This is a genomic window from Candidatus Magnetaquiglobus chichijimensis, assembly GCF_045865675.1.
Lineage (GTDB): Bacteria > Pseudomonadota > Magnetococcia > Magnetococcales > Magnetaquicoccaceae > Magnetaquiglobus > Magnetaquiglobus chichijimensis.
The window spans coordinates 682,689-696,097 of the sequence record NZ_BAAFGK010000004.1; the positions used below are offsets into that span (position 1 = coordinate 682,689).

The window sequence follows — 13,409 nt, forward strand, 5'->3', positions numbered from 1 at the left end:
GTCGCGTCTCTTACAGGCTGCGAATGCGGGCCAGGGCGCTCGCGGGCAAATTCTGCTCCAGGATGGCCGCCAGATTGGTTTTGGCGACATCATCGACAAAGGCCGCGTCGCGGAAGACAAAGGTGGTGGCGTCGGTCGGGGCCAGTTCCCGCCGCCACGCGAGCATTTCCAGGGCCAGGGGTTCGGCCTGGTCGCGGGTGATCTCCCTGTCCAGACAGACGATCAGCACGCCGGAGCCGATGGCGTGGACCGTTTTTCCGGCCAGGATGCGGGTAGTCAAGGGCGCGGTCAGTTCCTGCCCCAGCTTGAGGAGGAGTTCGAACAGCAGATCCTGCTCGGAGCGATCCGGGAGGATGTGATCGGACTGATCCAGCAGAGTTCGGTTCAGGTTTTCCGGGTTGGGATCCCAGGGTTTGAGGTTGCTGGTATCGAGTTTGAAAACGCGGAAACCCCGGTCTTGTTTGGCTCCGTCACTCAGGTCAAGCTTGCCCGCGTCTTCGGCGTCGAGCTTCTTGATGACCCGCCGCACCCGCTCCTTGCAGATGTCGGCGATGGTGGGGTATTCCTTCTGTCCGGTGGGTTCGGGCAACTGGACCAGGATGAAACGGCGGTTGCCACCATCCTGCTTGTTGAGATCGAGAACAGCGTGGGCGGTGGTGCCGGAACCGGCGAAGAAGTCAAGAATTATACCATTTTTATCACATCCCAACTCAAGCATACGACGTAGTAGGCGAACTGGTTTTGGTGTATTGAATATCTTTGGTCCGATCAACTCGGCTGTTTCTTTCTGTCCTTCATCGTTGTGCCCAACTTCTTGGAACGTCCACCAAGTCGGAGGTACGACACCATCCTGAACTTCTGAAAGGAAACGTTTCAGACGAGGCCGTTTATAAGATAGATCTGGCCCCCAATATAGCCTGTTTTCACGCTCAATCTGGGCATGCTTTTCCCGAGAATATCGCCAGACAGCACTTTCTTCGGGCCATACATCCTCTCCAGTTTTTGGATGAGTAATTGCATACCAGAGTGTGGGGCGCTCAAATCTTGATTTATTACTTATATAATTATCAGAACTCCAATTTCCGCGAGGATCATTATCTGTATTAGTATAACGCGATTTTTGTTTATCCGTTCTTGGAAGGAGATTACGCTCAAATTTTTCTGATCGCTGGTAAACAAGAATATGGTCGTGCATTGGAGCGATTCCAGGATCGTCATTCGAGACCGCATATTTTTTCTGCCAAACAATATTTGCAATAAAGTTCTCGCAACCAAATATATCGTCCATCAATGCTCGTAAATCGCAAATTTCGTTGTCATCGATGCTCACAAAAATCACTCCATCGTCCCGCAACAGATTCCGCGCCAACCGCAATCGGGGATACATCATATTCAACCAATCGGTATGAAATCGCCCCGAGGCCTCGGTATTGCTGGAAATACGCCGCCCCTCGCCATCCACCTGCCCGGTCAGTTCCAGATAGTTTCGAATATTGTCCCGGTAGTCGTCGGGATAGACGAAATCCTTGCCGGTGTTGTAGGGGGGATCGATGTAGATCAGCTTGACCTTGTTGGCGTAGCTCTTCTGCAAGAGTTTGAGCACCTCCAGATTGTCCCCCTCGATCATGAGGTTTTGCGTGGTATCCCAATCCACGCTCTCCTCGGGGCAGGGGCGCAAGGTGCCGGTGGAAGGGGTCAGGGCCAGTCGGCGGGCCTGACGCTTGCCGTGCCAGTCGAGGCCGTATTTTTCCTCCCGTTCATCCACATGACCGCCCAGCAACCCCTTGAGCACCTCAAAATCGATCCTGCCCTCGGTGAATGCCTCCGGGAACAGGCTCTTGAGCCGCTCGACGTTCTCGGCCACCAGGTCGGCGCTTTGCATTTCCGGATCGTTGGGGGTCAGTTTTTTCATGGTCATGCCCTCTCTGCGTGCACTTTGGTCTGACTGGGATGTTAACCGGCGGCGGACAATCATTTCAGGCACATCGTGCCCACCCTGTTTGACCCGTTCAGCCACGCGCGCCAAGGCCGTTTTCCCCGCACCATTTGGGACCGGCGATGATGACGTTTTTTTTCACTCGTTGCGGCTTGTTTGGGGAGACCCCCTGGCCGCGCTATCCACCGAGCCGGGCCGGGAACTTTTCGTCCCACTCCTCGGCCAGCATCCGGGCGGCGGTGACCTGCTCCAGGCTCATTTCGCGGGCGATGGTGTTGCGCAGGCTGGCCGCCTCCTCGTTGCCATGGCGGGCGGCCAGTTCCAGCCAGGCGTGGGCGATCGTGAAGTCTTGGGGTACGCCGTGGGCCTTGGCGTACATGGCCCCCAGATTCAACCGCGCGCCGGCATGTCCCTGTTCGGCGGCCTTCAGATACCAGACCAGCGCCTGTTTGTCGTCCTTCTGCACCCCCAGGCCGTGTTCGTACATGAAGCCCAGGTTGGATTGGGCGTTGGCGTTGCCCTGGTTGGCCGCCTTGCGATACCACTCCACCGCCAGGGTGTCGTCGTGGGGCACGCCGCGACCGATGGCGTACATCACCCCGAGGTTGAACTGGGCGCCGGCATGGCCCTGATCCGCCGAGCGGTGGAACCAGTAAACGGTCTGGATCAGATCCTTGGGCACCCCTTCGCCGGTCGAATATTTGATCGCCAGGTTGAATTGTGCGCCGGCGTGACCCTGCCGGGCGGCGCGCTGGAACCAGAAGGCGGCCTGTTTGGCATCCGGTCCCAGCTCCGACCAGTTGTCGTAGGCGATGCCCATGTTGAACTGGGCGATCGGATCGCCTTGTCGGGCGGCCTTGAAGAACCAGGAGATGGCCTGACGGTCATCCTTGGACACCCCGCGTCCGCTGGCGTACATGAAGCCGAGGTTGAGCTGGGCACGGGCATTGCCCAGACTGGCGGCCTTCTGATACCAGTGCCGGGCCTGAAGAAAATCCCGAGGCACCCCCTGGCCGTTTTCGAACATCACCCCGAGGTTGAACTGCGCCTTGGCGTGCTCCTGGGCCGCGGCCCAGGTCCAGCAGGTGATGGCCTTGATGGGATCCGTGATGAGGTCGCCGCGTCCGGTGGCGTGCAGGATGCCGAGGTTGAAGAGCGCCTTGGGGTGGCCCTGATCCGCCGCCTTGCGAAACCAGGTCGCGGCCTGACGATCGTCCTTCGGTCCGCTCCGTCCCTGTTCGTGCATCACCCCCAGGTTGTATTGCGCCTTGGCATCTCCCTTGTCGGCGGCGCGCGCAAACCAGTAGAAGGCCTGGAGATCGTCCCTCGGCCCGACGCGACCTTGCTCGAACAACAGCCCGAGATTGAACTGCGCGGCCAGATGGTCCTGTTCGGCGGCCAGCCGATACCAGTTGGCGGCCTGTTCGTCGTCACGGGGCAGACCGCCGCGACCGTGTTCGTACATCACCGCCAGGTTGTACTGGGCCAGGGCATCCCCCTGATCCGCCGCGCTGCTCCACCAGAAGACCGCGTGTTCGTCGTTGGCGGTCAATCCCCCGCGTCCGGATTCGTGCATCACGCCCAAATTATACTGGGCCTTGGCAAACCCCTGACCCGCAGCGCGCGTCCACCAGAAAACCGCCTGCTCCTCGTCGATCTCGACCCCGCGACCGGTGATGTACATGCCGCCCAGGCTGTATTGGGCCTCGGCGTTCTGCTGTTCGGCAGCCAGCCGATACCAGGCCACCGCCTGGTCGTCGCTTTGCGTCAGACCTCCCCGTCCCTGGGCGTAAAAAACCCCCAGATTGAACTGGGCGTCCGGAAACCCCTGGCCCGCGGCCAGTCGATACCAGTGGGCAGCCCGTTCATCATCCTTGGGCACGCCGCGTCCCTGTTCGCACAGGATGCCCAGATTGAACCGGGCGCGGGCATAGCCCTGTTCGGCGGCTTTTTGCCACCAACCGGCGGCCTGTTCGTCATCCTTTCTCAATCCGCCGCGTCCGGCCTCGAACATCACCCCCAGGTTGAATTGCGCCTTGGCATCCCCCAGATGGGCCCCCTGGCTCCACCAATAAACCGCCTGGGAGTCGTCGTGAGCCACGCCCCGTCCATCTTCGTACAGGATGCCCAGATTGACGCAGGCGCGCCCCTCGCCCCGTTCTGCGGCCTGACGCCACCAGAAGGCGGCCTGTTCGTCGTCCTTGGGGATCCCGCGTCCTTTTTCGCACAGAATCCCCAGGTTGAACTGCGCGCCAGGATTGCCCTGGGTGGCGGCCTGGCGATACCAGAAGGCGGCCTGGGCGTCGTCCTTGGGCACCCCGACCCCCTCTTCGTACAGCAGCCCCAGATTCAACTGCGCGCCGTCGTGACCCTGGGTGGCGGCCTGACGGTAGCAGTGGGCCGCCTGTTCGGCATCCCTGGGAACCCCTTGACCGTTTTCGTACAGAATGCCAAGGTTGAACAAGGCATCCGCATGGCCCTGCCTGGCCGCCTTGCTCCACCAGTGGGCCGCTTTCTGGTCATCCTTGGGCAGATCCCCGCCATCGTGGGAGGTGAAGCCCAAGAAAAATTGCGCCTCGGCATCCCCCTGTTCGGCCAATTCGACCATTTTTCGGAAATCGTCCACAATGGCACCTGCTCGCGAGCGTTTACACAGACTTGAAACCAAAAATGGGGAAGCCGGCCCGTGTTCCGATTGCCGGTCTCGTTAATCACCCGTTGCATCATACAGGCAAAAGTGCCGATAAACCAGGGGGGAGGGTATACGCTCGATCATGCCGGGCAGTGTAGAGAGATCGGGCGGGAATTGCACCGAAGCCGCAAAAGGAGGTACCATGCAACGGTTCATTCGCGTGGTCTTTTTGGGAGTTTGTCTGGATTGTCCATTTCGCCCCATTTGAATCTTTCGTCCGAGATCGAAGCGGACCTGTGCGCGCTCGCCGAGCGGACCGCCGAACCCGAGCCGGCCTTGAGTCGCCTGCGCGATCTGGCCGCCTCCCTGGCCTCCGAGCGACCGGAACTGCTCGCGGTGCTGCATGCCCGTCTGACCGATCCGGTCTGGCGGCGACGCCTGATGACCGCCTGGGGGAACTCTCCCTATCTGGCCCATGTGCTCGCCAAATGGCCGGAGTTTCTCGAAGATGCATACCACCACGAGGATCCGGTGGCCTGGAATCGCGGTCTGGTGGAGGCGGTTCTGGCCACCGAGTCGCGCAACGAGGTGGCGCGGTTGTTGCGGTATCACAAGCATCGCACCTTTCTGGGCATCGGTCTGCGCGATCTGACCAACGAAGCCCCCCTCACCGAGACCACCGGTGGTCTCTCCGCGCTCGCGGATGCCGCCCTGGAGGCCGGCTATCGCTGGTTGCGGCGCCATCTCTCGGCCATCCACGGTCCGCCGATGGCCGATAACGACGAGGAGGGGCGTCATCCCTCCCGGTTCGTGATCCTGGGCATGGGCAAACTCGGGGCTCGTGAGCTGAATTTCTCCTCGGACATCGATCTGATCTATCTGTATGACGAGGATCGCGGCGGTTGCACCGGGAACAGACCGGTGTCGATCAAGGAGTTCTTCAACCGGCTGGGACGCGAACTGATTCGCCTGCTGGGCGAGGCCACCGCCGACGGCATGGTGTTTCGCATCGATTTGCGTTTGCGTCCCGAGGGGGAGAGCGGGGATCTTACCTTGTCCCGGCGTTCGGCGGAGATCTATTACGAATCCTGGGGACGTACCTGGGAGCGGGCGGCGATGATTAAGGCCCGTCCGGTGGCCGGCGATCTGGAGTTGGGCGAACAGTTCCTGGCCAATCTGGTGCCGTTCGTCTACCGGAGGTATCTGGATTTCGCGGCCCTGGAAGCCATCCGCGACATGAAAAGGCAGATCGACTCAAAGATCAGCGCCCGCCAGGATTACCATCGCAACGTCAAGCTCGGCTACGGCGGCATCCGCGAGATCGAATTCTTCGTGCAGTGCCAGCAGTTGATCCACGGCGGCAAAAACGTGAACCTAAGGGTTCGGCCCACCGAAAAGGTTCTGGCCCGGCTGGTCGAGGCGAACCTGTTGACCCAGCCGGTGGCCGATACCCTGGTGCACCATTACCGGTTCCTGCGCACCGTCGAGCACCGCTTGCAGATCGAACGGGAGCGGCAGATCCACTCCCTGCCCGAGGACGAGACAGGCTATCTGGCGGTGGCCAAACGGATGGGATTTGCCGATGCCGACACCTTCCGCTGTCGCTTCGCCGCGGTGGTCGAGACCGTGCATGGTATCTACGGTCAGCTTTTTCTGGAAGGCGAAAAGGTCGATGTGGTGCGTGCCACCCCCATGGCCGGGGCGCTGCTGGCGTACCATCCGAACGAGGAGAGCGCCTTGCGCGCGGTCGCCGATGCCGGTTTCGAGAACCCCCGTCAGGCCCTCGACCTGATCGCCGTGCTGCGCGACGGCCCCAATCTCTCCCGTCTGCGCGAGGAGACGCGCCAGTGGTACGGTCGCCTGGCGGTCCCGTTCCTGAACGAAATCCTCGCCGCGCCGGACCAGGACATGGCCCTGCAACACGCCGAAGGGTTCATGCGCGGCCTGGGCCACCGGGTCAACTATCTGGCCATGCTGCGCGAGACCCCGCCGGTCTTGAAACTGCTGGTGCGCCTGTTCGGCACCTCGGCCTTGCTCTCCCGGTTCCTGATTCACCATCCCGAGCTTCTGGACAATCTGGTCACCACCGATTTTCTGGGCCATTTTCGCGGCAAGGGCGAAATGGCCCAGGATCTGGATCGGGCGCTGGCCAAGGCCGGAGATCCCGAGGCGGTGTTGTTGACCCTGCGTGAGTTCAAGAACGCCGAAACGTTGCGACTCGGCATTCGCGATCTCTCCGGCCTGGCCGAACCCGAAGAGGTGATGGCCGGTCTGTCGCAACTGGCGGATGTGATCCTGCAACGGGTGCTGGCCGATGCCATGCGCGAACTGGTGGAGCGGCATGGCATGCCGGTGTTCCTCGACGCGGAGGGCGTCAAACAGATCGCCCCGTTCGCCATCCTGGCCATGGGCAAACTGGGCGGCAAGGAGTTGGGATTTTCGTCGGATCTGGATCTGATCTTCATCCATGGCAGTCGCGGCGAGGGGCAGTTCACCGAGGATCCGAACCGTTCGATCCCCAACGCGCTGTTTTTCACCCGTTTGGGCCAACGGGTCATCACCGCCATCACCAGCATGACCCGCGCCGGCAAGCTCTACGAACTGGACATGCGGCTGCGTCCCTCGGGAAAATCGGGGCCGGTGGTCACCTCGCTGGAGGCGTTTCTGCACTACCAGACCCACGAGGCGTGGATCTGGGAGCATCAGGCCCTCACCCGTGCCCGTCCGATCGCCGGGGATCCGGCCTTTCTCGACGAATTGCGCCAGGCCATTGCCTCGATCTTCACCCGTGGCCACGATGCGGAAAAGGTGCGTCAGGAGGTGGCCGACATGCGCCGACGCATCGCCCAGGAGAAAACCCCGCCGGAAGGGTGGATTGACATCAAGCAGAGCCGCGGCGGCATCGTGGATGTGGAGTTTCTGGTCCAGTATCTGACCCTGGCCCATGCCGCCGACCATCCGACGATTCTCTCCTCGAATCTCCCCAACGCCCTGCGGGGGTTGCGTCGGGCCGGGATCCTCGAGCCGGATGAGGCGCGGGTGCTCGAGGATGCCTACGGGCTCTATCGCTTCACCGAAAACCGTTTGCGTTTGTTGCACGATCGCGCCGAAAACCGCATCGGCCCGGATGAAAAGATCCGTACCCGTCTGGAACGGCTCTGTCACGCCCTGGAGGAGCCGATCTTCCCGGCGTTGCAGACGCGGTTCGAACGGGTGGTGCCGATCTATGGGAAATATCTGGAGCCATGAACCTGGATGATCTCTTCGTGCCGGCGGATCCGGAGGTGATGGAGCGCGAGCGGCTCAAGGCCAAGGAGCTGAAACGTTCCGCCTGGTGGAAGAGTCAGATCGGACGCGGGGTATGTCACTACTGCGGGTCACGGGTCCATCCGTCGGAGTTGACCATGGATCATGTGGTGCCGGTGATTCGCGGCGGACGCAGCGCGCGGGATAATCTGGTGCCCGCCTGCCAGGCGTGCAACCGGGAGAAGCGTTGTCTCAGCAGTTCCCAATGGCGGATTCGCGTGGAGGAGAAGCGCGCGGCAGGCGGGGAGGGGCGTTCTTGAACGCGGTCCATCATGGGCTGTTGGCCCCTTGGTGGGGTCCAAGGGCGGAGCGCTTGGGAGATTTGCTGCGGTATGGATCCCTCTTAAGCTAACGTGCATGATGGGGAGAGATCCCCTCACCCGTCTCCCGTCGGCTTCTCCTGGCACCACAGGGCAAACCAGATCGTGCCGAGCAGGCCGAACAGCGTGGCGCACCACAGGTTGACCTCGGGTCCGAGCTGCCACAGCAACGCCCCGCTCAAGGCGCCCAGCGAAACCACCAGATCGCGGGCCAGATAATAGGCCCCGAAGGCGGCGGCGCGATGGGCCGGCGGGGCCAGATCCAGGATCAACGCCTTGCGCGCCGGCTCCCCGAACTCCTTCAACCCCCGGATCACGAAGGCGACCACCAGCCATTCAAACGAATCCGCGTGCAACAACACCAGGGGAAAGGCACTGAAAAACAGAAACGTGATCACCACGAACGGTTTCTTGCCGCTCCGGTCCGCCAGCCACGCCACCGGCAGATAGACCAGCACCGCAGTGAGCATCTCGATCGAGGTCAGATAGCCGAACTGCGTGGCGGAAACCGGTTCGGCGATCACCTTCATGCACCAGACCACCACGAACGCATACGGGATCTGCTCGCAAAAACGCACCAGGATGTCGGAGACCAGCAACTGCCGCATGTTCGGGGTGAGCAGGGCCAGAACCTTGGCCGGCGAGAAGGGGGGCGGGGTGCCCGGCTTGTCTTCCGGGATGAGCCGTTGCTGGGCGAACAGCCCGATCCCGGCCAGAACCAGCGCGATGCCAAAGGCGATCCGGATCCCCTCCACCTCGCCGAACCGATCCACGCACACCCCGCCGATCACCGGCCCCAACGCCATGGGGAGTCGCTTGACCAGCGAATGCATGGTCACCCCCATGGTCCGTTTGTTGGAAGGGAGCACCTGGGCGATCAACCCCATGCTGGCCGGCAAGGAGAGTGAACTCCAGGCCAGAAACAGCACCGCCCCCACCAGAACCGCCTCCCACCTCGGCACCAGGATCACGATCAGATAGCCGCACATCGCGGTCACATTGATGATAATCAGGCTTTTGCGGATCCCCAGATGTTCGGCCAGATAGCCCCCCGGCAGGGAATAAAGGGCGCTTAACAGGTTTTGCATCGCCCCCAGAGTGCCGATCACCCACACCCCGCCTCCCAATGCCAGCAGATAGATCGGCAAAAACCGCTCGGCCAGCCGCTCTCCGAGCCCGACCAGCACCACAAGCAAAAGCAGGCCCACCGTTTCGCGCTTGAGCGCCAGAAAGGACCACAATCGGTGGGTGTGCGAAGGGACGGGTTCCATTGCCATGCCTTGGTATTCCGAACAGGAGCGTCAAGGGAGCAGGAAGGTCTGCATCAGACCCAACACCATGCAAACGCCGATCACCCGCATGATATCCTGTTTGTAACGAAACAGCGCGACAAAGGCGACCACGATGATCCCTGCCTGCAACCCGGCGAAACCTCCCGAAAAGGGGGATGCCTCCGTGGCGTGAGGCCAGAGCACATGCCAGGCGAAAAAGACCGCCAGATTGACCACCACGCCCACCACGGCGGCGGTGATGGCGGTCAGGGGCGCGGTGAATTTCATGTCCCCGTGGGTGGCCTCGATCAGCGGTCCGCCGGCCAGAATGAAGAGGTAGGAAGGGAGAAAGGTGAAGATCGTGGCCACGGTCGCGCCGGCGGCGCCCGCCCAGAACAGGGCGTCCGGGCCGAACAGCGCCTTGGTCCAGCCGCCCACGAATCCCACGAAGGCCACCACCATGATCAACGGTCCCGGCGTGGTTTCGCCGAGGGCCAGTCCATCGACCATCTGCGCGCCGGTCAGCCAGCCGTAGGTCTCCACCCCACCCTGATAGACATACGGCAGCACCGCATAGGCCCCGCCAAAGGTGACCAGCGCCGCCTTGGAAAAGAACATCCCCATGTCGTGCAGGGTCGGGTTGGTCAAAAGCAGCATGATCGCCCCCCAGACCGCGAGAAAAACCGCGATCATGAAGGCCAGCCGCGCCGGTTTGAAACGGACATGCTCCGGCGGCGGGGTATCGTCGTCGATCAGGGCCGGGCCGTAGTGTTTATCCCCACCGCCATGACCGGCGCCGCCTTTGAACAGATCCGGCCTGATCCGTCCACCGATGGCGCCGAGGATGGCGGCACCCAGCACGATGAGCGGGAAGGGGAGGTGAAACAGGAAAATCGCCACGAACGAGGCGAAAGCCAACCCCATGAGCAGACGGTTTTTCAAGGCGCGCGAGCCGATGCGCCAGGCGGCGAACAGCACCACCGCCACCACGGCGGGCTTGATGCCGACAAAGATCCCCTGCACCCAACGCACCTCGCCAAAGGCGATGTAGATCCAGGTCAGGACGATGAGGATCAACAGCGATGGCAGAACGAACAGCGTTCCCGCCACGATGCCGCCCCAGGTGCGATGCAGCAGCCAGCCGATGTAGATGGTCAACTGCTGGGCCTCGGGACCGGGCAGCAGCATGCAGTAGTTCAGGGCGTGAAGAAAACGGTGTTCGGAGATCCAGCGCCGTTTTTCCACCAACTCCTGGTGCATGACCGAGATCTGTCCGGCAGGTCCGCCGAAACTGATGAATCCCAGTTTCAACCAATAGAAAAACGCCTCCCAAAAGGAGGGGTGCGGCGGGCGTTGGGACGCCGGTCGGTCGTCAACCATCGAAGCGTTCCTTGTCATGGGAAAAAGAGAGATAATAATCATCCAGAACAATGATGCAGGCCGCGAACATGGCATCGTCATCCCCCGCGCGATGCCGCATCCCCTTGAGAAGCGCCTCGAACCCCGCCGCCTCGGGACTGCTTCCCCCCAGATCCAGGGCGTGGATCATCCGACCGATGGCCATCAGCGCGGGATCCTCCTCCAGACCGAAAGCGGCCAGCAGCACCTCGAAGGTGACCCGATTGCCAACATGCGTGAACGTCGCGCCATCGAAATCGAATCCCGGCGACTCTTCCGGAGGGACGGATCCAGGTTCCAGCCAGACAACGCGCGCTTGATGATCGATGAAACGCCGGATCAGCCAGGCCGAGGCGAGCCGATCCACCCACGGATTGGCGCGGGTGACCCAGACCCTACCCTGAAAATCGGCGGGATCGAGTCGCGGGATCGGCGCATGACATGCCATGGGTTCCGAGGGATCGATCCGGCGCGCGATGAGCGACTCGAGGGCGGTCAGGGCGTTCAACAGCCCGGTTTGTTGGTCACTGGGAAAAAAATCGATCCTGGCAATGTCGTTGAAACGGCGTCTGAGCAACCGCACCGACCGTTTCAGGGGGGTGATCTCCAGAGTATCGGGATCGATGCAGGCGATTTCGTCGCTTAAGGTCAGATAATCGGCCTGCCGGTCGAAGAGGGCGCGAAAGGTGAGGTTCTGTGCTTCGGAGCGGGTCACGATGCCGACCACCTCGGCCTGACCGCCCGCCTCCTGGATGCCGCGGGCGACCTCGATGAGGGGCAGTTCCCGCCCGTTGCCGGCGGGGAGCAGATAGACCCCGTCGCGCAGCACCGCCCCCCCCATGCTTTTCAACGCCCGCCACGCGCGCATCCGCTCCGTGGCGTTGCGTGCCGGCAGACTGAACAGCAGGGCCAGATAGGGAACCGAATTTAAAGTCATGAGCGGATCTGTGGTCAGAAATTAAATCTGTCATGATTTCTACAATATTGTAGCGATCATTGCAAATTTAATTGCATCCTGCATGGAATGTGACGCCTGGCCGGTCGGAATCTCAGTGTCTGGCCGGTCGGAATCTCAGCGGTGGGGCGGGGCGCCGCGCGGGTCGCGACGGGGGGCGTGAAAATGGATGGAGGATCCGGAGAAGATCTCCGCAGCCTCCATCATCGTCTCCGACAGGGTGGGATGGGGATGGACGCAATGGGCGATCCGGTCGATCGTCAAGCCGTGCTCCATGGCCAGAATCCCCTCGGCGATCAACTCTCCTGCCCCCGGTCCGGTGATGCCCACACCGAGAATTCGGCCTGAATCCGGCTCCAGGATCCATTTGGTCACCCCTTCGGTGCGCTCCAGGGTGTGGGCGCGACCCGAGGCTGCCCAGGGAAAACGGACCGCCCGCACCGGGATCCCCTGTTCGCGGGCCACGGTTTCGGTCAGACCCGCCCAGGCCACCTCCGGATCGGTATAGGTGACGCCTGGCAGGATCGGCAGGCGTTCCGGCGGGGGCGCGCCACAAAGGGTGGCGATGGCGACCCGGGCCTGGGCCGAGGCGCGATGAGCCAGCATCGGTCCGCCGGTCACATCCCCGATGGCCAGAATGGTCGGCTCGGCGGTGCGCAGGGATCCATCCACCTGAATCGCGCCGCGTCCGTCCCGTGTCACTCTGGTCCTCTCCAGTCCGGGGATGTCGCTGGCCGGAGTCCGTCCCGTGGCGATCAGCATTTGTTCAACGTCATGCACGATCCGGTTGCCCGAGCCATCGGTCAGGGTCACCCGCACCCCTTCGGAGATGGATTCGACCCGCTCGAGACGCGCGTTCATGGTGAGCGAGGCCAAGGTTTTTCCCAAACGCGCGGCCAGGGGACGCACCAGATCGCGATCCGTTCCGGGCAGGATGCCGGTTCCCGCCTCGACGACATGCACCTGCGCACCCAGGGCGGCATAGACCGTCCCCAACTCCAGACCGATGTTGCCGGCGCCCACCACCAGCAGGGAGGCGGGGATTTTTTCGAGAGACAAGGCTGTCGTGGAGTCCATGACACCGGCAAGGCTGGCATCGACATCTGGCAGCGTCGCGGGTCGGGATCCGGTCGCCAGGATGATGTGCCCGGCGCGGATTTGGATCGGTTCGGATGGCGGATGCTCGATGCGCAGGTGGTTGGGATCGAGCAGGCTGGCCCGACCTCGAACCAGGGTCACGCCGCGCAGTTGGCACTGCTGGGCCAGCCCCGTGGTAAGGCGGGTGACGATCTCGGTTTTCCAGGCGCGCAGCCGCTCCAGGTCGATCGTGGGGGCTGGGAAGTGGATCCCCATCCGACCCGCCTCGCGGCTTTCGGTGATCACCCGTGCCGCATGCAGGAGCGCCTTGCTCGGAATGCAGCCGCGATGCAGACAGACCCCGCCGGGGGCGGACTCGGGATCGATCAGCACGGTGGAAAGTCCCTGTCCCGCAGCCAGAAACGCGGCGCTGTAGCCACCTGGTCCGGCGCCGATCACAGCGACCTGATATTCGCTCCGCACGGACGTGCTCCTGGATGGGGGTGGCGTGGGT

The 13,409-nt window shown here is 62.3% G+C and carries 8 protein-coding genes; 2 read left to right on the forward strand and 6 right to left on the reverse strand.

Annotated features, from left to right (window positions below; genetic code table 11):
- Nucleotides 1-10 precede the first annotated feature (10 nt).
- Both ACOY6C_RS07260 and ACOY6C_RS07265 read right to left on the reverse strand, forming a co-directional pair.
- A complete protein-coding gene (locus tag ACOY6C_RS07260; protein ID WP_420904815.1) occupies nt 11-1,912 on the reverse strand; it encodes a site-specific DNA-methyltransferase in 1,902 nt (633 codons plus the stop codon).
- A 202-nt stretch (nt 1,913-2,114) separates the two neighbouring features.
- A complete protein-coding gene (locus ACOY6C_RS07265) occupies nt 2,115-4,544 on the reverse strand; it encodes an SEL1-like repeat protein (protein WP_420904816.1) in 2,430 nt (809 codons plus the stop codon).
- 270 nt (nt 4,545-4,814) lie between these two features.
- Here ACOY6C_RS07265 and glnE point away from each other — a divergent pair, with 270 nt between their 5' ends.
- Together glnE and ACOY6C_RS07275 are read left to right on the forward strand one after the other, a co-directional pair.
- A complete protein-coding gene (glnE, locus tag ACOY6C_RS07270; protein ID WP_420904817.1) occupies nt 4,815-7,817 on the forward strand; it encodes a bifunctional [glutamate--ammonia ligase]-adenylyl-L-tyrosine phosphorylase/[glutamate--ammonia-ligase] adenylyltransferase in 3,003 nt (1,000 codons plus the stop codon).
- Nucleotides 7,814-8,134 (forward strand): HNH endonuclease, encoded by a 321-nt coding sequence (locus ACOY6C_RS07275; protein WP_420904818.1) that lies wholly within the window; start codon nt 7,814-7,816, stop codon nt 8,132-8,134. Before glnE ends, ACOY6C_RS07275 begins: the two co-directional genes overlap by 4 nt.
- A 116-nt stretch (nt 8,135-8,250) precedes the next feature.
- Here ACOY6C_RS07275 and ACOY6C_RS07280 read toward each other — a convergent pair whose 3' ends face one another.
- The 4 genes from ACOY6C_RS07280 to lpdA all read right to left on the reverse strand — a co-directional run bounded on the left by ACOY6C_RS07280 (nt 8,251) and on the right by lpdA (nt 13,378).
- A complete protein-coding gene (locus ACOY6C_RS07280; RefSeq protein ID WP_420904819.1) occupies nt 8,251-9,471 on the reverse strand; it encodes an MFS transporter in 1,221 nt (406 codons plus the stop codon).
- A 24-nt stretch (nt 9,472-9,495) separates the two neighbouring features.
- Complete coding sequence (gene chrA, locus ACOY6C_RS07285) at nt 9,496-10,845, reverse strand: chromate efflux transporter (protein WP_420904820.1); 1,350 nt, start codon at nt 10,843-10,845, stop codon at nt 9,496-9,498.
- Nucleotides 10,838-11,800: a chromate resistance protein ChrB domain-containing protein gene (locus tag ACOY6C_RS07290; RefSeq protein ID WP_420904821.1), complete on the reverse strand. Its 963-nt coding sequence runs from the start codon at nt 11,798-11,800 to the stop codon at nt 10,838-10,840. The genes chrA and ACOY6C_RS07290 overlap by 8 nt, the downstream gene beginning before the upstream one ends.
- A gap of 135 nt (nt 11,801-11,935) precedes the next feature.
- Nucleotides 11,936-13,378, reverse strand: coding sequence for a dihydrolipoyl dehydrogenase (lpdA, locus tag ACOY6C_RS07295; protein WP_420904822.1), 1,443 nt, complete (start codon nt 13,376-13,378; stop codon nt 11,936-11,938).
- Nucleotides 13,379-13,409 lie beyond the last annotated feature (31 nt).